The 23250-nt window shown below is 40.2% G+C and carries 23 protein-coding genes; 20 read left to right on the top strand and 3 right to left on the bottom strand.

Going from position 1 to position 23250, the window contains the following annotated elements; translation table 11 throughout:
- Window positions 1-211 precede the first annotated feature (211 nt).
- The 11 genes from IGI50_RS20115 (at window position 212) to IGI50_RS20065 (ending at window position 9776) form a co-directional block, all read left to right on the top strand.
- Window positions 212-523: a hypothetical protein gene (locus IGI50_RS20115; protein ID WP_438778297.1), complete on the top strand. Its 312-nt coding sequence runs from the start codon at window positions 212-214 to the stop codon at window positions 521-523.
- Window positions 520-1104, top strand: a complete 585-nt coding sequence (locus tag IGI50_RS20110) for a hypothetical protein (protein WP_438778296.1) — start codon at window positions 520-522, stop codon at window positions 1102-1104. The genes IGI50_RS20115 and IGI50_RS20110 overlap by 4 nt, the downstream gene beginning before the upstream one ends.
- A 13-nt stretch (window positions 1105-1117) precedes the next feature.
- Window positions 1118-1549, top strand: coding sequence for a hypothetical protein (locus IGI50_RS20105; protein WP_438778295.1), 432 nt, complete (start codon window positions 1118-1120; stop codon window positions 1547-1549).
- 204 nt (window positions 1550-1753) lie between these two features.
- Entirely contained in the window at window positions 1754-2179 is a 426-nt protein-coding gene (locus IGI50_RS20100) for a hypothetical protein (RefSeq protein WP_438778294.1), read from the top strand.
- A gap of 375 nt (window positions 2180-2554) precedes the next feature.
- Entirely contained in the window at window positions 2555-3172 is a 618-nt protein-coding gene (locus IGI50_RS20095) for a DUF805 domain-containing protein (protein WP_438778293.1), read from the top strand.
- A 68-nt stretch (window positions 3173-3240) separates the two neighbouring features.
- On the top strand, window positions 3241-3993 hold the full coding sequence (locus tag IGI50_RS20090; protein WP_438778292.1) for a hypothetical protein: 753 nt from the start codon (window positions 3241-3243) through the stop codon (window positions 3991-3993).
- 239 nt (window positions 3994-4232) lie between these two features.
- Window positions 4233-5201: an SIS domain-containing protein gene (locus tag IGI50_RS20085; protein WP_438778291.1), complete on the top strand. Its 969-nt coding sequence runs from the start codon at window positions 4233-4235 to the stop codon at window positions 5199-5201.
- 11 nt (window positions 5202-5212) lie between these two features.
- A complete protein-coding gene (locus IGI50_RS20080) occupies window positions 5213-6028 on the top strand; it encodes a fructoselysine 6-kinase (protein WP_438778290.1) in 816 nt (271 codons plus the stop codon).
- 69 nt (window positions 6029-6097) lie between these two features.
- Window positions 6098-6808 (top strand): GntR family transcriptional regulator, encoded by a 711-nt coding sequence (locus IGI50_RS20075; RefSeq protein ID WP_028020226.1) that lies wholly within the window; start codon window positions 6098-6100, stop codon window positions 6806-6808.
- Between the two features lie 26 nt (window positions 6809-6834).
- Window positions 6835-8331, top strand: coding sequence for an amidohydrolase family protein (locus IGI50_RS20070; protein ID WP_438778289.1), 1497 nt, complete (start codon window positions 6835-6837; stop codon window positions 8329-8331).
- 44 nt (window positions 8332-8375) lie between these two features.
- Window positions 8376-9776 carry a YfcC family protein gene (locus IGI50_RS20065; protein WP_028020228.1) on the top strand — a complete coding sequence of 467 codons (1401 nt, stop codon included), beginning with the start codon at window positions 8376-8378 and terminating at the stop codon, window positions 9774-9776.
- Between the two features lie 51 nt (window positions 9777-9827).
- Here IGI50_RS20065 and IGI50_RS20060 read toward each other — a convergent pair whose 3' ends face one another.
- Both IGI50_RS20060 and IGI50_RS20055 read right to left on the bottom strand, forming a co-directional pair.
- On the bottom strand, window positions 9828-10910 hold the full coding sequence (locus tag IGI50_RS20060; protein WP_438778288.1) for a YhgE/Pip domain-containing protein: 1083 nt from the start codon (window positions 10908-10910) through the stop codon (window positions 9828-9830).
- Between the two features lie 185 nt (window positions 10911-11095).
- Window positions 11096-11566, bottom strand: a complete 471-nt coding sequence (locus tag IGI50_RS20055) for a GyrI-like domain-containing protein (protein WP_438778287.1) — start codon at window positions 11564-11566, stop codon at window positions 11096-11098.
- 552 nt (window positions 11567-12118) lie between these two features.
- Here IGI50_RS20055 and IGI50_RS20050 point away from each other — a divergent pair.
- A complete protein-coding gene (locus tag IGI50_RS20050; RefSeq protein WP_060789218.1) occupies window positions 12119-12880 on the top strand; it encodes a tyrosine-protein phosphatase in 762 nt (253 codons plus the stop codon).
- Between the two features lie 73 nt (window positions 12881-12953).
- Here IGI50_RS20050 and IGI50_RS20045 read toward each other — a convergent pair whose 3' ends face one another.
- Complete coding sequence (locus IGI50_RS20045) at window positions 12954-14528, bottom strand: helix-turn-helix domain-containing protein (protein WP_438778286.1); 1575 nt, start codon at window positions 14526-14528, stop codon at window positions 12954-12956.
- 300 nt (window positions 14529-14828) lie between these two features.
- Here IGI50_RS20045 and IGI50_RS20040 point away from each other — a divergent pair, with 300 nt between their 5' ends.
- Genes IGI50_RS20040 through IGI50_RS20005 form a run of 8 tightly spaced genes read left to right on the top strand, consistent with a single transcriptional unit; the run spans window position 14829 to window position 23153 of the window.
- Window positions 14829-16085, top strand: coding sequence for an O-antigen ligase family protein (locus IGI50_RS20040; RefSeq protein WP_438778285.1), 1257 nt, complete (start codon window positions 14829-14831; stop codon window positions 16083-16085).
- Complete coding sequence (locus IGI50_RS20035) at window positions 16073-17113, top strand: glycosyltransferase family 4 protein (RefSeq protein WP_438778284.1); 1041 nt, start codon at window positions 16073-16075, stop codon at window positions 17111-17113. Before IGI50_RS20040 ends, IGI50_RS20035 begins: the two co-directional genes overlap by 13 nt.
- Window positions 17114-17125: 12 nt before the next feature.
- Window positions 17126-17812 carry a YveK family protein gene (locus IGI50_RS20030; RefSeq protein ID WP_438778283.1) on the top strand — a complete coding sequence of 229 codons (687 nt, stop codon included), beginning with the start codon at window positions 17126-17128 and terminating at the stop codon, window positions 17810-17812.
- A gap of 35 nt (window positions 17813-17847) precedes the next feature.
- Window positions 17848-19056 (top strand): polysaccharide pyruvyl transferase family protein, encoded by a 1209-nt coding sequence (locus tag IGI50_RS20025; protein WP_438778282.1) that lies wholly within the window; start codon window positions 17848-17850, stop codon window positions 19054-19056.
- Window positions 19053-20471 (top strand): lipopolysaccharide biosynthesis protein, encoded by a 1419-nt coding sequence (locus IGI50_RS20020; protein ID WP_438778281.1) that lies wholly within the window; start codon window positions 19053-19055, stop codon window positions 20469-20471. Before IGI50_RS20025 ends, IGI50_RS20020 begins: the two co-directional genes overlap by 4 nt.
- A complete protein-coding gene (locus IGI50_RS20015; RefSeq protein ID WP_438778280.1) occupies window positions 20468-21193 on the top strand; it encodes a WecB/TagA/CpsF family glycosyltransferase in 726 nt (241 codons plus the stop codon). The genes IGI50_RS20020 and IGI50_RS20015 overlap by 4 nt, the downstream gene beginning before the upstream one ends.
- On the top strand, window positions 21190-22440 hold the full coding sequence (locus tag IGI50_RS20010) for a glycosyltransferase family 4 protein (protein ID WP_438778279.1): 1251 nt from the start codon (window positions 21190-21192) through the stop codon (window positions 22438-22440). The genes IGI50_RS20015 and IGI50_RS20010 overlap by 4 nt, the downstream gene beginning before the upstream one ends.
- On the top strand, window positions 22437-23153 hold the full coding sequence (locus tag IGI50_RS20005; protein WP_438778278.1) for a winged helix-turn-helix domain-containing protein: 717 nt from the start codon (window positions 22437-22439) through the stop codon (window positions 23151-23153). Before IGI50_RS20010 ends, IGI50_RS20005 begins: the two co-directional genes overlap by 4 nt.
- Window positions 23154-23250: the final 97 nt, after the last annotated feature.

The following is a 23250-nucleotide window of genomic DNA, read 5'->3' as shown; positions in this document are numbered from 1 at the left end:
TGTATACAAGAAAAACTACCGTTCAGGGTTGTTTTATAACCGTTTAAGATATTTTAGAATCGTTTTTTAATAATAAATTCTCTTTTTTATCTAAATATGATATTTTTATATTGGTTAATAATAATTATTGTAATTTATTTTTAGTTTTAACAATGCTGTACAAAATAAACTGTTTTTGAAAAATGATGCCGACAATTTCGTTTCTGAAGAAGTGATCACACAAGAAGGCAAGACTGTCGTGCAAAAATATGAGTATGACAGCCTTGGTCAAGTGACTCAGATGACCGTTTCTGATAAGAATAAGAAAAAGGAACTGGCAAACTATGCTTATTCCTATGATTTAGCCGGGAATAAATCAATGAAGGAAAGGTGGACAAAATTCTGTAAAACAGCTCCAAAAGCCAAGAAAGCTCAAACATCTAAAGAGAAAGAGAGAGAAGACTTAGAAAGATTATTTGGTCCAGCGAATAAAGCTGATCTGTATTATGTTCCATGGGAGGACCTGGTGGTCAGGGAATCTTGATGAGTCCTAAGGGGGCTAAACAATATGTCAATTCTTTGCACAATACAGATATAAAAAAAGAAATGTTAAGGCGGGGATTGCCTTTTGCAGTTCTATTGGCGATTATGTTATCTCCGCAGTTTACCATTCCTAAAGGTCTTACTACATTATATTTAGGCGATGGTGTTGCGACAATGGCTGTAGGTAGCACAGTATCTATGAAAGGCTTTACGGGAGTTCTTGGTACTGGCGGAGTAGTAATAGGTTTGTATGAAAAAGATCCTGGTGGTTCTGGCGGAAATAGCAGTGGAGGTAAGGGATCAAAAACAATCGATAAGAGGACACCAGAAGAGATTAACAAGATGTCTTTAGAGGAAATGCGCAATAACCTTCCTGACGGATGGAAACTATTTGAAAATAATGGTCGAGTGCATATAAAAGATTCAAGTGGGCAGATGAGAGTTCGAATTGATCCGGCTGATAAAGTGACGAAATACGAACATATGCATATATATGATGATAAGGGAAATTCACTGAATAAAGCAGGTAATACTGTAGGAACAAAAGACCCTAGTGGACATATACCTTGGAAAAATAAGTAAAGGGAGAAATATAATGGACATTAATGAGATTCAAAAAAAGATTGAAGAAACAGGCTATTGGGATTTATTAATTCTTGATTTAGAAATCAAATACTTTGGAGATGAAATTTTTTTGTACATCGAAAAAGATAAAGGTGCTTGCTACAGAATCAGTTTTACTTCCTGCTATAAATTAAACTATGAAACGGATGCGAATTGGCGAGGAGATTTCAAAGTTAAAAATGTAGGACCATCTTCTGGATACTATGGTCAAGATATATCTCTAGAGAAATATGTAGAAACGAACGAGTCTGTTAAACGCTCGATCGAGAAATCTGGAGGAACAGATGATTTTATTAAATGCTCTCTTGATTTGTCAATAATGACGATGACTATAGTCTGTAAAAATATTTTAGTTGAAGAAGTAAAAATGGAAGATACATCTTTCTTTTGGAAAGAGAAGTAGCACAAGTGTTACTATTTTTAATCGGAGTCGTACAAGTAGATACTGCATATGATTGGCATTTAGAAAAGGCGTCAGTGTTATAAGAAATACCGACACCTTTTCTCTGTCTTTCTAAAAATTTATTTCAGTAATTGAGTGAAGTAAGTTTGGAAAGGTAAGCATAGATAACTTAAGTAAAATAACTAAATAAAAGGAGTTAAAAATTTGAATAAGAATAAAATCATTTCCATCGGTTTCGTTTCACTTGCCGCACTTTTGGGAGTATCACTGACCTTTTTTGGAAATTCTATATTTGTCATTGGAGTTTTCAGTTTAGTGCTGTATGTCTATTACTCTTTTTTAATCGCTCCAAAAAATAAAAAATTTATGAATGTAAAACAGGCCCTTCAACATTCGGATATTTCGAATGAAGAGCTGTCTGGGATGACAACTATTGATCCAGAAAAAATCAATTTACTACGGGTAAACAATGAATTTAGTGAGCAGGAGATTGAAAGTTTAGCTGTGGCGTTAGAGGTGAAAGAAGATAGATCTGCGCAAAGGAATGGCAAAAGGGCCATTATGATTGTGGTTGTTATAATCGCAATAGTTTGTCTTGTTTACTTTCTATTTGGTGATAATACTCCCTGAAATAATTTTTTGATTTAAATAGAGAAGCAAGTCAGAGTTTGGTTTCAAGATAAGAAATTGAACTCTGATTCTTTATATAAGCAGCTCTACTAATTGCAGGTGATAATGATTTCTATTGAGTAGATTTTGCCTGATTGGATACGATTAGGTTGAAGAGAATGAAAATAGCTGGAGGTTTATGAATGAAGAAATCCGTATTCATTTTATTAGTGTTGTTTGCTACTTTAAGTGGCTGTTCAGCGAAGGAGGAATCCCCTCCATCAATAATCACTCATGTCGATCAAAGCAACAGTTACATTTAGTATTAACGACGACAGAATATGTATATTGACATGATCAAACTTCCGTCGTCAAAACATCAAAGGAGTTAACATAGTGATAAAGATTAAAAAGCGTGCAAGTTATGTAAGTTTCCCAACAGCAATTAAGGATTTTTTTGTTGGTTATTTTGATTTTAAAGGTCGAACAACGCGGGCGGGATATTGGTGGGTTATGGTGGGGTATCTTATTTTATCCCTGTTATTCATTCCTGTTAGTGTGTATCAATTCGCGAGTATGATCGATATGATCCTTCGAAACGTAGATGAGGAGCAAGTTATTCTATATGTTACGAACAATATAATGACGATGATGCTCGTTGTACTAGTGATTTACTTCCTGTTCTTTTTTGTCCCGAGTTTGGCGTTGCTCACAAGACGCTGTCGGGATGTTGGATTAAAGGGTCGAGGCTTTTTCGTATTATGGATCGTTTCATTAGTATCAGGTTTATTGGCTGCGATGGATTTTCTTCTTAATATAGCTCTTGTCTATTTTTCTTATCGATCTGGAGCGGACATTATTTTTGTCTATCTAAATTACGCGATCGGGCTATTCTTTTTTATTTTAACGTTGCTCCCTACGGATGCATTAACTGTTAGTAGCAATCATTCGATCGTGAGATTTTTCTTTAGACCGAAGCATGCGCATGAGAAAGATCAATCGTTTTCTAACTAAAGGTTTCTTTTTTTTAATGAATTTAGTGCTAGAATTGAGCCAGAGGCTTTTGTATTGGGGGAATTATAATGAAAATAAATAGCTTTCTCGCCTTTGGACTCTGTTCAGTGTTTTTATTGTCCGGTTGTAGCTCAACGGCGGTTAAGGATAAGAGCGCTTCGGAAAGTTCTGTTGAAATCAAGGTAACGGCGACATCCGATAGCATGTCTTCTACTTCAAAAACGCGAGTTGCTCGCTCTTCTGATACAGAAGAGGCGCAAAGTACTGAACAAACGAATCCTGTTAACAATAGAAGAGTTCAATTGAGCGATGCGCAAAAAGATCAAATCAATCAGGCTTTTCTTGAATGGGCAGGACAACGTGCGGCAATAGGAAATATGGCGGTGAGTGATTGGTTCTTTGATCACGGGGCAGCTGGACACGGTGACTGGTATGCGAATACCCCTGATGGGCAGGTTCAAGTTCAAAACAATAACATGCCTGGACTAAGTGCGTTTCCTATCCATGCGATTGGAGGCTGCATTTTTTACACGGCAAAGGATGGCGGCGTCGGCAAGCAAGAATTATTTGCGGATTCTTTCGCGGCGAACTACTCTGTAAAAATGGATTTTACTCGTCCCGTCAACAAGTATTTACTAGGGGATAACGGTGTGGTCTATGAATTGAAGACAGGTAATGGCACACCAGTAAGTACGAATACAGGCTTTGGTGAGTACGACGATGATGGAAGGCAAGGAACGTATACGCCAGATGTAGATTTTCAAATCTCAGAAGATCATGCGGCACAAGAAAAGCTACAGGAGTTGCTTCGACTTAATTGATTGAAGTCGAAGCTTCTTTGGAAGAGCTACCTGTTGTAATGGATAGGTAAAAAGCGAAACGATCAGCAAGATGATTAAAAAAGGTTGTTCATTTTGGGTGACGATTGCCCAATAGAGCAATCTTTTTTTGTTTTTAGAAAACGTTTTTAAAAACTTGTTGACTTTTTGTTTGAGAGAATCTAAAATGAGGTTCATAGATATAACGTCATATAACGTTATATAAAAAAGGAGGAATTTTGGTGGACGTAAAAAAAGTTGTAAATGAGATCATCGAGAAGAATGGGGGAGAATTATCGGGCATTTATTTCGTAGCTTGTGGTGGTTCGCTGGTTGATATGTATGTTGCGGACTATTTCATGAAATCTGAAGCTTCGAAGGCAGTTACAGGTCTTTATACTGCAAATGAATTTGTACAAGTAGTGCCTAAGCGATTAGATGAAAAATCTGTCGTAATTCTTTGCTCACATGGTGGAAACACAGGAGAAACGGTAAAAGCAGGAGAGGTTGCACAAAAAAGAGGAGCTCACACGATTGGTCTCACGCATAATAAGAAGGCGGAGCTATTAAAGGTTTCTGATTACAGCTTCCTATATGAATGGGGTGGTGATGCACAGGTTCAAAACAATCCGATGGCGATTATCTTGGATTTGACAGTCTCATTGCTTCATGGGACTGAGGGCTATAAGGCGTTTGATAAATTTCGTGAAGGAATGACAATCATTGATACAGTAGTAGATAATGCGAAGCAACAGGTTCAGGATCGGGTGAAGGTTTTTGCGGATAAGTACCAAGAAGAAAAAATGTATTACATTTTAGGTAGCGGACCTAGCTATGGTCATGCCTATGGTTTTTCGATTTGTTCATTGATGGAGATGCAGTGGTTGGATTCGACCTCGGTTCATTCGGGAGAGTTTTTCCATGGTCCATTTGAAGTAACGGACAAGGATACAATGTTCATTTTATTAATGAGTCAAGGACGTACGCGTGTGCTAGATGAGCGAGCAAAAGTTTTTCTAGATAAATATGCGGAAAAAGTTGAAATTGTTGATGCAAAAGAATTAGGATTAGATTTAATCCCAGATGAAGTTTCCGAGTTCTTCAATCCAATTCTGTTTTACAGCGTATTGTCAGAATATCGTTCTGCATTGGCTGATAATCGGAATCACGATTTAGATGTTCGACGTTATATGGGAAAAGTTGATTACTAGGAGGAAGCAGCATGAATGTTTTAGGTTTAGGAGATAATGTTGTTGATAAATATGTAAACCTTAAAATCATGTATCCTGGTGGAAATGCGTTGAATTTTGCTGTCTTTGCCAAAAAGCTTGGCCAAGACAGCAGCTTCATGGGTGTTTTCGGATCGGATGCAGAAGGAAAGCACGTATTATCTGCGCTTGAAGATTTAGGTATCGAATATAGTCACTCCCGCTTTGAGTCAGGTGAAAATGGTTGTGCCCGTGTAGAGATAAAAGAGGGCGATCGAATATTTTTAGGGAGTAATGAAGGCGGTGTCACGCGTGAACATCCAATCCAGCTTACACAAGCGGATCGTAGCTATTTAGAGCAGTTTGCCTTGATTCACATGGGGTTATATAGTCATGTCAATCATTTATTGGAAGAATTAATCGATCTACCAGGGAAAGTCTCCTATGATTTCTCGGATGATTTTTCTGAGGAGGAGATCCTGCGAGCGATTGATAAAGTGAATTTTGGATTCTTTTCAGTGAGTCATTTGTCAGAGGATGAGACGAAGGCCTTCTTGAAAAAATATTTTACTCCTAGCAATGAGGTATTGATCGCCACTAGAGGAGACAAAGCAGCCATTGGCTATGATGGTCAGCATTATTATGAAGTGAATCCTGTTTTGAGAGAACCGGTAGATACGATGGCAGCAGGGGATTCTTTCCTAACAGCTTTCCTGATCCATTACTTAAGCGGTGAGGATATTGCTTCTGCGATGAAAAAGGGTAATGAATTTGCGGGAGAATCTTGCATGGTGGAAGGCTCTTTCGGCTATGGTGTTTCTTACGAGTAGCTTGTTTTATCAAAGGGCATTTGATACTCTAACAAAAGAGAGATAATCCAAAGAAGTGAGGATCAATGTATGTTAGATGCAGAAGCACAGGTGCCTTTATATAAGCAATTAGAGGAAATCATAAAAAATAAAATAAGTAGCGGAGAGTACAAGGAAAATGAGAAAATTCCGCCAGAGCCGGAATTGACAGAAGTCTATTCTGTCAGCAGGATCACTGTTCGCAAGGCCATTCAAGAACTGGTGAAAGAGGGCTATTTGATCAAAAAGCAGGGAAAGGGAACCTTTGTCAATCAACACAAGGTCTTCCGAAAAATCGAATATGTAATTGGCTTCAGTGAAAGTTGCCGCGCGAATGGATTCACCCCGAGCAATCAGCTCTTAGAACGAAAGATTATTCCCGCGACTGCCGAACTGGCTAAGAAACTCCAGATCAATGTTGGTGATGACGTCATCTATACAAAACGGAAGCGTATGGCTGATGGCACGCCCATCCTATTGGAGAATAATTACTTTGATAAGCAGCGTTTTGAGTCATTGTTGACAGCTGATTTGACAGGATCACTGTATCAGTTATTGGCTGAGGAGGATATTTTGGCGATCAATCCAGGTGAAACGATCCTTGAGCTGGCAATCGCAGATGACCAATTAGCTAAGGTTATGGAGGTAGGGATCGGTACGCCCTTCTTTTATGTGAACACGTTGATAAATGACCAAAATCATCAGCCTATCCATGTTGGCCATCAGTATTATTTAGGCGAAGTGTATAAATTCAGCTTGTAGGCTCTCCGTAATTAGGAGTGAAAAAATTGCGTAAAATTCTCCGTTCCAACGCCATTTTCGATGGCGAAAACCTTCCTTTTAAAGGCTATGTTGCTTTTAAGGGGGAGACGATTGAAGAAGTACAGAGCGGCTGGGATTATCAGCATCTAGTAGATGAAGAGACTACCGTTCTAAAGTATGATAATTCTTTTGTGATGCCGGGCTTGCACGATAACCATGTGTTTTTTAGTGGATATTTAAGTATGCATGCAGGAGTAAACTTAGAAAAGACAAGCTCTGAAAATGAAGCACTGCAGATGCTTCAAAATGAGCTTGATAAAAAACATGGACAGCCTGTTTATGCCTATGGTTGGGCACCGCAGGATTGGGGAACACTTCCAAGTCAAGAAACATTGGATCGTCTGAACTATCCAGGACCGATAACTGCTATCGCGAAGGATCGGTCCTATTGCTGGATGAATCAGAAGGCGAAAGATCGTTACGGTTTTCAAGAAACGGAAACAAGTGCGGAAAGTCGTTTCCGCTTAATCAAAGAAATGTTAGCGAATCAGGCATTGGTACAAGCAGTGTACCATGAATTCGAGGAGCTGCTGCTTTCGAGAGGAGTCGTCTCAATCAAGGAAATCGTCTTTGATACTGCTGATTTTTTAAATAACGTGAGTTATAGAAAGCTGATGACGACCTTCTACCTTCAATCAGTGGAAGAGCCGATCTCGACCGCTTTAGTTCAAAGCTATCAAACCGAGCATTTTCCAGAGAAGGTTCGCTTTGGAGGAGTCAAGATGATGGTGGATGGTGTCGTCGCAGATGAAACAGGGGACATCACTGGGTCCTATGCCTCGGGGAAGAAGGGCCCAACAATTGATTATCCAGCATTAGCAAATGAAGTAGAAAAATGGAATGAACGATCAGTTCCTTGTTGTTTGACTACAGAAGGGGATCGCGCAGGAGTCGAAGCCGCGAAAATACTTAACCAATTTGGAAAGCGCTTACCGAAAGGCGTGTATAACTCAATCAGTGATTTAGAGATGATTACAGCGGATATGACTAAAGAAATGTCTGAAGGAAACATCGCTGCGGAAATCTATCCTCAAATTTTAGGATTGAACCCTTCTTATCAGGAGGCTTATATGCCAGAGGTTCTTCTTGGTGAGGACGAAGCTTTTTTCAATTATCGGCTTTTGCATGAGGCGGACATTCTACTGACTAGCGGAACAGATTTGCCGTTATTCATTACGAATCTGCCAGAATCCATTCTTCGCGCCTGCTTCCGTCGTTTTCCAACAGGAGCTGAAACGTGGAAAAAGGAAAATGGCGTGTCAGCGCTAGAAATATTAAAAAGCTTTACGAAAAATGGGTTTGTAGCAAACGGTGTATTAGACTATGGTGTTCTGCAAGCAGGGAAATCGGCCACATTTGCTATTTTTGACCAAGACCTTACGACTGAGGATTTTAATGAGGTTGCGGCAGCAGAAACAATCATGACCTGCATCGATGGTGAGATTGTGTATAAAAAAGACTAATTTGTGACATAACGTTATGATACGATATAAGGAGTGCGGAAGAAATGGAATTAAAAAGAAAAAAGTTTGTATTTCCCCATAGCTATACATTGATATTTCTCTTAATTATTATTGCAGCGTTACTTACGTGGTTTATTCCAAGCGGGCAATTTAAGACGGTTGTTGAAACGATTAATGGGATGGAAAAAACAACGGTCGTACCCGGTACGTATCATCAGATTGATAAAGCGGGCTACGGACAAGGGATTAGCGCTGTGTTAGAAGCCCCTGCAGCGGGAGTAATCAATGCGGTTGAAGTAGTTGCGTTTGTTTTAATTGTAGGTGGCGCTTTTGGAATCATTTTAAAAACGGGTGCCGTAGACCGTGGATTATTTACATTGGCACAATCTTTAGGAGATAAAGGAATTTTAGTTATCCCTTTATCTATGATCCTCTTTAGCTTAGGAGGATCGACCTTTGGGATGAGTGAAGAGGTTATTCCGCTATTTGCGGTCTTCGTTTCCCTGATGTTTTCTTTAGGCTTTGACTCAATGACGGCAATTCTTATTCTATTTTTAGGAACGCAGGCGGGGTACATTGGATCGACGATAAATCCATTCAACGTACTGATTGCTCAAGGAGTAGCCGATGTACACGGGAATCCTCTTTTGGTCTATCGAGTAGTCTGCTGGGCGGTAATCACACTTATTTCTATCCTATTTACCATGCATTATGCGAAAAAAGTCAAGGCCAATCCAGAATCCTCTATTGTTTATAAAAATGACCAAAAGGTTAAGCACAAGTTTCAAAATTTTGAAGTGGACAAACCATTTAGTACGAGTGATAAATGGATCATTGGCGGCTTCATTATTGGGTTGATGATCATGATTTGGGGCATCATCGCGCAAGGCTGGTATATGGTTGAAATCTCAGCATTGTTTGTAGGAATGGGTCTTTATGCCGGGCTTGTCGCTAGGTTTAATCAGAAAGAGATCGCCGAGGCATTTGTCGAAGGCTGTGCGGATTTTGCTTATGCGGCAGTAATTATTGGTTTGGCTCGAGGTGTGCTAGTCATTTTGGAGAACGGAATGATTATTGATACGATTTTGAATTGTTTGGCGAATCTTTTAGGCGGACTACCGAAATTTATGTTCTCAGCGATTTTATTGATTGCGCAAGTCATCGTTACGTTCTTTGTTCCATCCTCCTCGGGAGCCGCAGCGTTGACGATGCCGGTTATGGCACCGCTAGCAGATTTGGTTCATATTAATCGTGATGTCGTAGTTTTGAGTAATCAATTTGGCAACGGGCTGATGAATTTGATTTCACCGACTGGCGGAGTGTTGCTGGCAGGTTTAGCCATAGCGGAGATCAATTTCTCTAAATGGTTGAAGGTTGGGTCCAAAATATTTGTCATCCTCTTAATTGTTTCTGCTGTCTTGCTTTATATCGCGACGTTGTTGTAAAGAAAAGAGCCAATCATGTGTTGAAGATTCATCACATGATTGGCTCTTTTGCTACGCTGCTTTTTTCTTTTCATGAATTCGATAGCTGAAATAAATCCCGATTTGACCGATCACGATAAATAGACTCAGTGCGGCGTAGTCTAAAAAGATCTTTGAATTGTCTAAGCTGATCAAATTTCTAAACCCATTGACACTATAAGTCATGGGAATGAATCGATGGATCGTACGGAAAATGGGTGAAGACAATAGAATAGGGTAGCTTCCTCCAGATGAGGAGGTCTGCATCATAGTCAATAGCAAGACGATAAAGCTTCCGACACCTGGAACCAGCTTGTTAAAGGCAACGATAATGCTGTAAAATGCTGCCGCAACGACGACTGAAAATAGTGCGAAGTCCAAAGGTTTTGTGATCGAGATGTGAATGAACAGCGCATTGATCAGTAGCAAAAAGATCAGCTGCAGTAGAGCGATCACCATCGGGTATAGAAACTGTTCTCGCCAGTAAATACGATATTTTTCCTTTTTCTTCGTCAATGCTCTCATAATGAACTGGTTCGTAAAAATCCCGCCGACAAATAGGGTCAAAGAGAAGATGTAGGGTGCCATCCCTTCACCATTGTTTTTCACTGGATGAATATCCTTATGTTCTAAATGAATGACGCTGGCTATATTCGTCGGAACTTGCTTCGCGTTTAGCTGGCTGATCATTTGGGCGGAAAGGCCCGCATTGACTTTGGAAACAAATTGCTCAGTTGTTGTCACAATTAATTTGGCGGCAGAGTAGTTTAGGCCCTCCGATGTGGTCAAGGTCATCGTCGGCTGCTGTTGAGTGACCGGAAAGGCAGTTAGTTTATTTGTAAAGCCCTCATCAAAAGTGATGATCGCATACACGTTTCCTTTGTCTAGATCTTTTTTCGCTTTACTAGCATTTTCTTCCTTATAATCAAACAGCTTGCTCTCGACCAGCTTGTTGTATATCGGATTGTCATTTTCCTTTACCAAGGCAACAGGAAGCTGATCGACTTTTCCATAAGGGTCCATTAGAGCACCTAAAAATAAACCGGAATAAAGGATCGGAATAAGGGTCAAAAAGAAAACTACTGCATAAATCAAAAATTTCTTTTTACGTTTCATAATAATCGCCTCTTGTATCATTGAATTTCTTATTAGGATAAATCTATAGATTAAATTTATCTGTAGATATAATATATCTGTAGATTTATTTTGTCAACAGTTTGGAATGCAATCTTTTGGATGTTGAAGCATTAAAAAAATCACTCCTACTAAAAAAGAGTGATTCACGATTTAATATAAGAATTTTACGAACTTTTTATTGGAAGAAACATCTCAGTAAGATATTCCTGTTCTGGCTGGTCTTCGCCATTTAAGTAATGATAATAAATTCCACCACAGGCTTCAAAGCCATGTTCAGGAATCCACTTCATGAGTGCCTCCAGAGTAGGGTCCTGCTCTTCATAAGGTCCGCAATCAATTGTCAATGCTACCTTGCGAATTGGCAGTGTCACGGATTGAACAGCGTTACTTGGTTCAAGCGGTCGTGGCGTCACAAAGCCAATCTCTACAGCTAAATTTTCTAGATCCATGTTATGAAAGCAGACGATCGGCCCACTGCTGGGCCACGCCTCATTTTCCTCGATGTGTTGAAGAATTGTACGGATCGTTTCCCCCATAAAATCGGCGTATTCCTCGAAAAAGTTGATGGTTCGTCGAATAGTCAGCATGTGCTGCTTTGGTAGTTGCTTAATCACAATCTCTGCAATTCTTGCCATAAGTTTTCCTCATTTCAGTTAGTTTTAATAAGAAAAGCATAGCAAAGAATGCGAGCGTTCACTTGTTCCGCAATGCTCAATTAGGATACTATTTTTTCGGTACAAATAACTAAAGCGCTTCAGTATTCCAAAATAATGATTTCCCATTAAATTAATCTCAAGGGCCCTGCGTCCATGAAGAAGAGAGTGAGAGCACGACAGATTTTTTTGTCAGAACTCAATGTATTAAATATCTTCCGGTTCTTTTTGGAGTGGTTGCATAAAGAGAGGGGCTCCATTCTGACAGATTTAGATGTATTTACAGTGGTTGTTTACCAATTTTCTCCTAGGCTGATAGTATTCTGAACGAGACTTTCCCACAAGAATTTTTTTCACAAAAACAACATTTTTTGATGCGGCATTTTTAAGCGTATTTGGTAGAATCAAACGAAAGAAAAAAACTTGATAGGAATTGACAATGCTCAAGGCGTTGATAGCATTTTGGTGTAGTAAGGGATGCGTCATTGTCAATTTTCTATTCATAGAGAAGTTAATTTGTTTGGAGGAATACGTGTGATTGATTTGCATTGTCATATTCTCCCTGGTGTTGATGATGGCCCTCAGTCGTTGGAGGAAAGTCTAGCCATGGCCCATGAAGCTATACGACAGGGGATTACACATATATTATGTACCCCGCATCACAATAATGGCCGATACAAAAATCCCGCCTCTACAGTGATATCAGCCGTTCAAAAGCTGCAGCAGGAACTGGATCAGCGAAACCTAAAGCTGACTCTTTTTGAAGGGCAGGAGGTACGACTAACGGGGGACTTATTAGAAGAGATTCATCATGGAAATATTTTATTTACGGATTTGACGAATCACTATTTGTTGATTGAATTTCCTACAATAGAGGTTCCCGCCTACGCAGAAAAATTATTTCTTCGGCTGATTGAACAGGGACATATTCCTGTGATTGTTCATCCAGAGAGAAATGTGGTTTTTGCAAAGGAGCCGAATCGTTTGATTCCCTACTTAGAGATGGGGGCTTTGACACAGGTGACGGCTCCCAGTATTATCGGTTTTTTTGGTAAAAAGATTCAACGGACGGCGAAGCTGATGCTGGAAAATCGACTTGTGTATATGCTTGCCTCAGATGCGCATAGTGTCCACCAGCGTGGTTTTTATTTGAAAGAAGCGTATCAAGAGATCGAAGAATGTTTTGGGACTGGCTATCTGGAGGAGATGCAGCAAATGACAAAGGATTTATTAAATGGGGATCCAGTGCGGCGACCCGTTTTTCAAGAAGTGAAAAAAAGCTGGTTTTTCCATTAAGTTCATTGGCTTGAGTGAGAAAACATCTCTGCACTTTCTTTTCAAAAAGCTGCAGAGATGTTTCTAACAAATGTTAATAGGTTGATTTTGGATTGTTTGCTGGTACATGGTTCAGTGAAGGAAGAGTCGGTTGCTGGTTTTTTCTGGCATAAATGTCTCGCAGCTTGATTTCCAACGTATGAAAATCAAGTTTGGATGGTTCTCTTGGAATGACGATATTAGGCAATAGTGGACGTTCCGGCAGAAATGTTTTTCTAGTAGAAAGGATCAAATCCAAAGAACTCGTTTCACACAGGCTATCATGATGGGTATAGATTTCTAGTTTAAACCGCCCTCGGAATTCGTTCTCGATCATTTTAATCAATTGGTATTCTTCGAGATTTGATAAATCAGAGACTAAAAAAACTTGTAAGGGTTCTTCTACCTTTTGGAGTGGTGTGACAGTTTCAATCAACAATGGATAAATAGACAAAAGATAATTTCTTTCTCTGAAAAGATTAAAATTCGTTTTGTTGTACAGTAATTGTATGAAATCTTTGACTAAACTTTTCAGATGAAAAGATATGTATTCGCTTGATTGCCAATAAGAATCTTCAGATTTAGTATTTGGCTGTTTATCATTGTAGAATAATTGGCAGTACAGGTGTGCACTATAGAGACTTTTATCAACAATGATCAGGTCATCTTTTGAGAGAAACAGGTTCTGTTCCTCAAACCATAGCTGTTTAAACATTTCCACCGACTGAAAGAGCTGGGTCTTTTTTTCGTGATGAAAGGCAATAAAATTCTTTCGGATGTATGTGTCGTTAAAGACTTCATCCATAGTAAAAACATATAAAAAGAGAAACCCAATTTCTTCACGATCATAAAAATCCTTGGGTGAAACCTCTCTCATTTCATAAAAAAAATGATCGAACAATTCATTGTTTTCGATATTTTCCCACAGCTCCTTCGATAGACGAAGGTGCTTTTTTTGTTTCGTCCGTTCAATGCTTACCGCAATCATACAGAAAAGATTCTTGTAATCAAAATCTGATAAACATAGATGGAAGAAGGTGACAAGTCGTTCCATCAGTTTTTCTGTCACCATTTTTGTCGTACTTCCGTATAACCATTTTCCCCGTGTATAAGAATTTTGCAGCAACACAAAACTCAATCGACGAATTTGAATTTCATCACCAATCAATTCTAGGGATCTCCGTTCGATAGAAATACCAATGGGTAGCAAATTCTTTCTGAATTTATTGATCATGCGCCATAAGGAAGATTCGCTTACGTAGTACTTATGAGAAAACTGTATGATCGAAGGAATTTTTGAGAAAAATATTTTCGTTAATAACTGATAATTGATTGTTTCCTCAATGATACGAAAGACCAGATCTTCTAAAACCGGCTCAAAATCATAGTACAAAAAATATCCTTTCTTACTATGGCTCTTCAGCACAACTTCTTTGTTTGAAGAGAATGTATCAATATCTTCTTCAATAAACGTTAAATATTTTGTGATTGTTCGTTGATTGATCTCTAACTGTGAGGTCAGCTCATCAATCGACACCCACGTTTTCTTTTCTTTCAACAAATAGATGATTTTTATTTTTGTCACCGTTTCTTTGTCAAAAAGATCAGCGATTTGATTAATTAGAAACATCTTTTATTTTTACTCCTTCCAACATACCCACAATTAATTTTCTTAAGAAGGGGATAAGTAATCAAATGATAATGAATATAAATTCGAATAAACGATTAAAAAATATCAAAATTATAATATGTTTATTTTTTGATTGATATTTATCTATTTTATACTTTGAGACCCCTTTTAATCAGTCAAAAATAGGTAATTTATTAACAAAAAAAGATGTTTGCTTATTTATTAATTGAATTAACATTAATTGTGTTTCGTTTAACGAAAAAAACGATTTTATTAATACCCAGACAGAGGAGGAATATATTGGTTGACCGGATTAAAATCCATATTTTTTTAATAATGATCATCATCTTTCCTTTAATAGATATTTTTAACGGCGTTTTTATCTCGTATGGACACAATATCCCGCTAGGAACAGCCTATCGAGTTCTTTTTATTGCTTATATTCTCTATGGCGCTTTGTCAAAAGGGGTGAAGCGCACAGGTGACTATCTATTACTACTGATTTCCATTTTCTTGCTGATCCTTCTTTGTATCGTTCAGACGGTGTATTTCAAAACGAGTTTTTCATTACTTATCGAGGAATTGTCCTATGTGATTCGTTTTTCATTGTGTCTATTGATTCCGTTTTTTGCGAATCAATACATTGATTATTTGTCTATTAGAAAGCTATCGAAGGTAACAGTTTTTTTAGATTTATTTTTGATTGGAGGATTAATTATTCCTTACTTTCTTGGGCTAGGAAACAGCACTTATGACGATACGGCTGGCTTTAAGGGGTTCTATTTCGCGACAAATGACATTGCCTTTGCGTTTTTGATCTTGCTCTTCTTTGTTGGATGGTTTCTCATCCATCATGAAAAATGCTTGATTCCAGCCGGAATATTATTGGCTTTGTATTTCTTGAACATGTATTGCCTGCTGATCTTAGGAACAAAGTCGGGTCTGTTGACAGGTGTCCTTTATACCTTCTATTTGATTTTTTATTTTCTTTCTCGTTATCGGAGCCGTTCCTTAGTTGCTCAGTTTTTTGTTTTTGAATTTCTGTTACTGGGGCTCTTTCTTCTTTTAATGAAGGGAAAAGAATTTTTATTGACCGCCTTATCAGGTGTAATCGCGCGGTTCGCTTACTTTCGCACGCTTTATCAGGATGATTGGCCGAGGCTGCTGCTTAGTTCTAGAAATGTGTATCTGAAGGATGCGATGGATAACTTCTTACAGGCACCGAAAAATCAGTACCTCTTTTTGTTCGGAGCCGGTTTTGAGAATCGCTGGGATTGGTATGGAAGAAAGGGTGGTCTGATAGAAATGGACTTCTTCGATATGTTTTTCTCTTATGGAATTATTGGAACGTTCCTTCTGATCGCTGTGGTGGGCTATTTCTTGAAACTGGCTGTGTATCACGGTGCCGATAAGTTCTGTGTATTCTTATTAATTTTTACAATCATTTACAGTTTCTTGGTGGGACATGTATTTTTCTCCGCACTATCGGCAACGGTATTCGGTTTTATGTGCATGCTGATCCAAGTGATAAAAAAGGAGCAGGGATGGCAAAGATAATCATGATAGGTCCGGAAAGTACCGGCAAAGGTGGAATTTCTACAGTAATCCGAAATTTCCGTCAGTATTTTCCTACGGATCATAACTGGCAACTTCAATACGTATTTTCATGGAATGAAAAACACAAGCTTCGATACGCGTTGCGATCCTTTCAACAATTACTCATTGCCGCTCATACACAAAAGCTAGCGATCGTTCATTTTCATGTTTCTCAGGACGCGAGTTTCTATCGCAAAGCACTGCTGCTGAGGGCAGTGAAAAAGGAGACTAAAACGATTTTTCATATGCACGCGCCTAATTTTGATCAATTTTACGAAAAAGCCTCTACAAAACAAAAGAACTATATCCGCAGGGTGCTAGACAAAGTGGATATCATTGTCGCTTTGGGAGAGGAATGGGCTAGTTATTATCGCACACTAACGACAACAACAGTGATCGTGATAAATAATGCGGTTTTCGTACCAGAAAAGAGCAGCTATCACCCGCAATCAATGAATATTCTAACCTTCGGACGTGTATGCGAAAGAAAAGGCAGTCACGACATTATTACGCTCGCTAAGCGAATACAAGAGCAATTGCCTAAGGTTCGTTTCCATCTATACGGAGACAGTGATCAAACGACCCCAGCAATTCTTCGGCGATTAGAAGAATCGGGCTGTACGAATGCAGAAATCCATGGCTGGACTAGTGATCAACAGGAGCTTTTAAAGGATTGCGGTCTACATCTCCTTCCTTCGTACCATGAAGGAATTCCGATGGCAGTCTTAGAAACAATGGCCGCTGGAATCCCCAACCTGGCAACGGATGTTGGGGGGATCAGTCAGGTAATCACGGATAGAGAGAATGGCTTTCTGGTAGTGCCAGGAGCTATTGATGAAATGGAAGAGCGACTGCTTTCTTTTTTCTCAGACGACAAGCTACGTAAAGAGCTGTCGGAACAGGCGAAACAAAAAATCGAGGCGCAGTTTTCGCTGGATGCGTATATTGCGAATTGGGAGAGTCTTTACGACTCATTATCTCGTGGATGAAAGGAGTACGTCATGTATTCATTTAAGGACTTTCTTTACTTTCTTTGGTTGCGTAAGAAGGCGCTTATCGTACTGACCGTACTTTTTGCTGTACTGGGAAGTATGGGATTTTACATGAAAGGCTTTAAATACAGCACACAGGTATCCTTCCTGCTGCCTGCAACAGAGCAACGCGAGGCAGAGTCGCTGGCGAATAACGACCAGCAAGAGATAGAAAACAAAGCGGTGGCAAGCAATATCAAGTTAGTGGAGACCTACAAGGAAATGATCAAAAGCGATGCTGTGATAGAAGCGCTGCAAAAGGAGTTGCCGCATTTAAGTAGAGAGACTATTAGTCAGTCCTTGACGGTGACCAACAGCATCAATTCACAAATATTCAAAGTCAGTGTGACCGCCGATCAACCAGAAAAAAGCAAAGAACTGGCGATTCGCTTGAGTGAAAAGTATCCAGAGATCGTTGAACAGAGTCAGCTGCCGCGGAATGTCTTTCTGTTGTCTGCGCAGTCTTTTGAAACAATGCGGTCTCCTCGTTTGACGAAGGTATTTGCGGGAATTTTTTTGATCAGTTTGATGCTGAGTACCTCAAGCAGTTTTATTTATTACTATCTGAAGGCAAGAGCAATCATTCAAACGCCGGAGCTCGTTCCCTCGTTGATGGATACGGAAATTATCGGTGTGGTTGATTTTTATGAATGCTAGCAATGTTAGAAAAAAGTTGAAGGTGAGTGGCCGTAGTGAAAGCAATCCTAGTTAGTTTCATTGATAGTTCGAATATCGGGGATCGATTGATCGCTGAAACGCTGTCAGACCAACTGTTAACAGATGTTGAAACAAAAAAATACAGTTACAAATTGATCGAAGAATCACAGATTAAACGAAACAACCAATTGATTCGACGATCAAAAATTCATGACTACTATTACAAATATTTTCGCCAGTTGCCGTTTGTTAGGGATCTTGTCAGTAAAGGGAAATGGCTGCGTTCGCGAAAGAAAATGTACGAGCCAGCCAACATTCGAGCATTTGAAGCGGCTTTAGAGGAAACGGATCTGCTGATAATTGGCGGTGGAAATGCGATTTTCGATTTATCACCTGCGACGCTGTCCGCGCAACGTTTTGATCAGGTAGTGACTCTTGCGAACAAGCACCACACAAAGATATTCGTCAGTTCAATCGGAATTGGTCCCTTTTGTACAGAAAAACAGCAACAAGCGGCGATCGCTACCTTAAAAAAATGCGATGCTGTGACCTTTCGTGATCAGCGTTCCTACGCTTATTTGCAAAATGCTCAGCATTCTGCTGCCTATGCCTCTGTGGATCCTGTCTTTCTTTTGCCGGAAAAGCAATCCTTTGAGGCGCTAAAGGCACAAAGGGCGACTCGCCAAAAAATTGGAATTTGTGTAATTGATTACCGTATTACTGGCTGTCCGCAAAAAGAATACCTGCAGTACCTAGAGGAAATGAGCCATCTTATTCGCGAGCTGGTTTCTTCGAAAAGAGAGATCGTTCTCTTTTCTTCAGAGATTCAGGATTACGAAACGGTCGAAAGTGTGTATTCCGAGTTTCGAGAGTGTCCGCAAGTGCAGCTGATCGTTACCACAGATAAAGAAGAGTTATTAGAGCTGTATCAAGGATTAAGTCTGATCATCGGTACCAGGATGCATTCCATGATTGTAGCTGTTTCTCAATTTGTTCCAATTATCGGTTTGTCTTGGCAGCAGAAGGTAGTCGAGATGTTCAAAAATCTTGAGATGGAAGAAGATGTACTACCGATTGAGGAACTACCGAAAAAGCGAGTACTTCTTTTGGAAAAGGTAAATGAAAAGCTTGTTGAGAATCATGAAGCCTCCCAGCAGATGAAGCGGGCAAAGGAGAAGATGCGGCAAGCCTTTGCAATCAATCATGAGCTAATGGACGACTTTCGGCAGGGATTGGTCGAATGAGGAATCAATATAAGAAATTGTTCAACGATTCGTTGATTTTTGCGATTGGCAGCTTCGGCAGCAAGCTGATTACGTTCTTCCTTGTCGGTTTTTATACCTACTATTTGACTAAAAGTGAGTACGGTACAGCAGATTTGCTGCTGAATACCATCAATTTGGCTCTTCCAATTGTTAGTCTCAGTGTTTCTGAAGGGGTGCTGCGCTTTGTGCTGGATAGTAAGAGCCAACAGGAAAAGCTGGATTGGCTGCGAACCGCCTTGGGCACCAATGTGATGGGACTCGGAGGTCTAGCTTTGCTGTTGGGCGGTCTGCGTTTGTTTGGGCTGTGGGTAGATCTTTCCTCAGGTGTGGGGCTGCTTAGCTTTTGTCTCTTAACGATTCAATCCTTCCAGTTGATTCTGATGCAGTACATCAAAGCAGTCGGGAAACTGAAGACCTACGCGGCTAACGGGATTTTGCTGTCACTACTAACCTTGCTGTTTAACCTGCTGCTGTTTCAGCGTCTGAAGAACATGATCGTGGCTTATTTCTTGTCACTGGTCTTAGCAAATTTACTCTCACTCGGTTTTCTAGCTGTCAATATTTCCTGGCGAGCATTGCTTACACGAAGAAAAACAGTAAATTCTGAGCAGCGGAAACAGTTGATCGCCTACAGTTTGCCGTTGATTCCGAATTCCGCGATGTGGTGGATTCTTACCACCTCTAGTCGTTTTATCATGACTTTTTATCTTGGTGTAGCAAGTAACGGGATGTATGCGGCGGCTAGTAAGATTCCGAATCTATTGTCCGTTATCGGAACGATCTTTTTACAGGCGTGGCAGCTGTCGGCGGTTGAACAGTATCACAAAAAAGAGGCGGCGGCCTTTTATCAAAAGGTGTTTAACCATTACAGCACGCTGCTGCTGCTGTTCTCCGGATTGATCCTGCTGTTTTTAGATCCACTAGCATCGTTGTTGCTATCAAAAGAGTTTTACTTTGCCAAGTCCTATATTCCGTTGCTATTGATAAGTAATTTCTTTTCCTGTATTTCTGGTTTCTTCGGGACGACCTATATCGTTGTGAAGAAAACAAGAGGAATACTGACTACTTCCTTGTTAGGTGCAGCAGTCAATGTTTTAGCAAGCTTGCTGCTGATTCCGTTGATAGGAATTAATGGTGCTTCACTTGCATCGGGCGGCGGTTTCTTCCTAATTTTCTATTTACGAAAACGGCAAACCGATCGCTTCATGAAACAGCGACTATCCACAAAAGCAATGTGGCTGCAAGTTGCTTTATTGATCGGACAGATTGTCCTCAACCAATCAGGCGTACTTTCTGGCGGAGGGTTGTTTTTCAGCCAAGGTCTGTTATTGGTTCTCATTATTTTTATTGATTTGTTCCATGGAGGGATAAGCAAGAAAGGGGTGCATAAATGAATAAAGTAGAGTTATTTGATCTGATGATAGATGATGGCAGCTTGGAGGAAACAGTGACTGAAATCATTCAACGAATCCAGCGAAATGAAGTCATTGAACATGTCGGCGTCAACTCGAATAAAGTCGTCCTCAGCCATCGAAATACCGAGATAAAAAAGATTATTCAACAGGCGGACATGGTGAGCGCGGATGGCTATTCGGTGGTACGCGCCTGCCGCTGGATCAAAAAGAAAAAGATTGATCGGGTGACCGGGATTGATACCATGATGGCACTTCTGGAGCAGGCAGAGAAAAAAGGAATGACGGTGTACTTTTTAGGAACCAAAGAAGCTATTTTGAATAGACTGCTAGAGGTGTTAAAGGAGCAGTATCCGAGTTTGAAGATTGCGGGCGCTCATCACGGCTATTTTAAAGATGAGGAGGAGGTCGTAAGAAAGATTGCCGCCTGTCAGCCGCAGATGCTGTTTATCGGCATGACCTCACCTTATAAAGAGGAGTTTGTCAATAAGTATAAAACTGAGCTGAATGCCAACCTAATCATGGGTGTGGGAGGGAGCTTCGATGTTTTAGCAGGAGCCATTTCTCGAGCACCTGTCTGGATGCAGAAAAATGGATTGGAATGGCTGCACCGCTTCATGAAGGAGCCGCGACGGCTCTATAAACGCTACATCTTTGAAAATCTTTATTTTATTTATTTAACGATGCAGGAGAAGGTCAAATGAGGAAACCACGGATCTTGCTGCTAACCTATGGGGCTTTACCTGTTCCGGCTGTGAAAGGCGGCGCGATCGAAACGCTGCTGGATTCTTTAATAGAAGAAAATGAAACCCATCAACAGCTGGAACTACGAATCGTGTCTCGAGCAGACCCGGCAATTTCAGCCTTCAACCAAACCCATACACAGACTCAAATTATACCTGTGGATATCAGAGAACGTCCCGTATGGTGGTTCATCCAGAAATGCTGGAATAAAGGACAGTCACTTCTGACGGGAAAACGGAAAAACTTGATTCCTTATCCTGACCTAATAAGAAAAACGCAGGAGTATTTACAGGAGGCAGAGGTTGATGGGGTGCTGGATCTGAATTGTCCAGAACGTATTCCGTTGCTGCGTTCCTTTTATTCAGGGAAATTAGGCACGTATTTGCATAATGACTATTTGAATCCTGAGACAAAGGACGGAAAAGAGATTTTGCAGGAGTTGGATGGTGTGTTCTCTGTCTGTGATTTTCTGAATCAACAGGCTCAAAAGATAGATTTTCCTAAGGAGCGTTCGGCTTTTTATCGGGTAAACAACGGTATTCAGCTAGAGGATTTTCAGCCAGTATCACAGGCTGAAAGACAAGAGGCACGTGCGCAGCTTCGTCTGGAGGATTCAGATTGCGTCATTGTTTTTTCGGGTCGCATTACCGAAACAAAAGGGGTTCATCTGCTTCTAGAAGCCCTAAGCAGACTCGACGATATCTCGCATGTAAAGGTCTTGGTGCTAGGAGGAACCACCTATAGCTCTACTAAGAAAGATGCCTATTTCAATAAGGTTCTGGCGCAAGCTGAGAAGCTGCCGATTGAGGTACGCTTCACCGGATATATCAATAAAAAAGAGATCCCGTTTTACTTGAGGGCGGCGGATATCTGTGCAGTGCCCTCTATCTTCCATGAAACCTGCTGCCTTTCTGCAGTTGAAGCACAGGCGATGGGGATACCCGTGATTGCAACAAAAATCGGCGGGATTCCAGAATATATCAGTGAAAAAGGAGCAGTATTGATTCCCTATGATCAAGAGTATGTTCAGCAATTTGCGCAAGGCCTAAAGCAATTGATTAAAAACGAAGCATTACGTCGTCAAATGAGTGAAGCGGCCATAAGTGGACGAGAGCGGCATTCCCAGCAGCGTTTTTACGAAGAGTTTGTTTCAAGTATCAGACAGTTCATTGGCCAAAATGGCATGAAAGAAGGAGAGCACGAATGAAAATATTAATCTTAACCAAAAATTTGTTGGCGGAATCAGGTTTCCAGAGCAAGCTGCAGCAGTTGAATAATGAAGTCTTCTGCAGTACTTGTTTGTTAGAGGATTGCTACTCGATGGATCAGGAAAAGCGACTGCTGTTCTCTTGCTTTGATGCGGTCATTTTGAGTGAAACGATCGCTTATCAGGAGATCGTGGCGCTGATGCCGAAGCTTCGTGGCTGTGTTTTTGCGATTGTCAGGAAATACGAGAGTGATTTTACGAAAAGCTATGAAGAGGATCAGACAGATTCGGCCATTGATCAATGGATCAGAGGGAATGCTTCACTAGAAGAAATTCGTGAGATGTGCCAGACCATCAACCACCAAGATCCAACGAAGTTTAAGGATACTTCTTTTAGCAAAGAAAGGGAACGTACACAAAAAAAGAAATATCATCTTTATCATTTTGGGCTGTCTAAACGAGAGAATCTGCTGATGACCTGTCTATATGATTACAGTGGAAAGTACCTTTCACGCCAAGAGCTGTGCGAAAAAATTTGGGAGGACGAGGGAGCCACTAATTCAAGAATGTCCGCCTTATCCGCCTGTGTGCGAAATATCAAATCAAAGGTAGTCAAAAGCGGTGTCGAGTGTGACCCGATCAATACTTCCTGGGGCAAAGGGTATCAAATTTCAGATGAATTTTATCAAATGCTTGTCACAGAGGTTGACTAACCCAAACCGCGGAAAATTCAAAAAAGAAACAAAAAAAGAAAGGTAATTCCACAATAAAGTCATTTTTCCGAAAATAGACTGTGTTTTTTGATGATAA

This window comes from Enterococcus sp. DIV0170, assembly GCF_051710765.1.
In the GTDB taxonomy this organism is placed as follows: domain Bacteria; phylum Bacillota; class Bacilli; order Lactobacillales; family Enterococcaceae; genus Enterococcus_A; species Enterococcus_A raffinosus.
Note: the sequence above shows the minus strand (reverse complement) of the source record. Positions and strands in the feature narration are given on the sequence as shown.

Excerpts from the sequence above, each read along its gene's own strand:
- IGI50_RS20045 (WP_438778286.1), bottom strand. The coding sequence starts at position 14,528 with ATGTTTCTAATTAATCAAATCGCTGATCTTTTTGACAAAGAAACGGTG.
- IGI50_RS20090 (WP_438778292.1), top strand. The coding sequence starts at position 3,241 with ATGAAAATAAATAGCTTTCTCGCCTTTGGACTCTGTTCAGTGTTTTTA.
- IGI50_RS20005 (WP_438778278.1), top strand. The coding sequence starts at position 22,437 with ATGAAAATATTAATCTTAACCAAAAATTTGTTGGCGGAATCAGGTTTC.
- IGI50_RS20010 (WP_438778279.1), top strand. The coding sequence starts at position 21,190 with ATGAGGAAACCACGGATCTTGCTGCTAACCTATGGGGCTTTACCTGTT.
- IGI50_RS20035 (WP_438778284.1), top strand. The coding sequence starts at position 16,073 with ATGGCAAAGATAATCATGATAGGTCCGGAAAGTACCGGCAAAGGTGGA.
- IGI50_RS20015 (WP_438778280.1), top strand. The coding sequence starts at position 20,468 with ATGAATAAAGTAGAGTTATTTGATCTGATGATAGATGATGGCAGCTTG.
- IGI50_RS20075 (WP_028020226.1), top strand. The coding sequence starts at position 6,098 with ATGTTAGATGCAGAAGCACAGGTGCCTTTATATAAGCAATTAGAGGAA.
- IGI50_RS20030 (WP_438778283.1), top strand. The coding sequence starts at position 17,126 with ATGTATTCATTTAAGGACTTTCTTTACTTTCTTTGGTTGCGTAAGAAG.
- IGI50_RS20105 (WP_438778295.1), top strand. The coding sequence starts at position 1,118 with ATGGACATTAATGAGATTCAAAAAAAGATTGAAGAAACAGGCTATTGG.
- IGI50_RS20060 (WP_438778288.1), bottom strand. The coding sequence starts at position 10,910 with ATGAAACGTAAAAAGAAATTTTTGATTTATGCAGTAGTTTTCTTTTTG.
- IGI50_RS20020 (WP_438778281.1), top strand. The coding sequence starts at position 19,053 with ATGAGGAATCAATATAAGAAATTGTTCAACGATTCGTTGATTTTTGCG.
- IGI50_RS20080 (WP_438778290.1), top strand. The coding sequence starts at position 5,213 with ATGAATGTTTTAGGTTTAGGAGATAATGTTGTTGATAAATATGTAAAC.
- IGI50_RS20055 (WP_438778287.1), bottom strand. The coding sequence starts at position 11,566 with ATGGCAAGAATTGCAGAGATTGTGATTAAGCAACTACCAAAGCAGCAC.
- IGI50_RS20065 (WP_028020228.1), top strand. The coding sequence starts at position 8,376 with ATGGAATTAAAAAGAAAAAAGTTTGTATTTCCCCATAGCTATACATTG.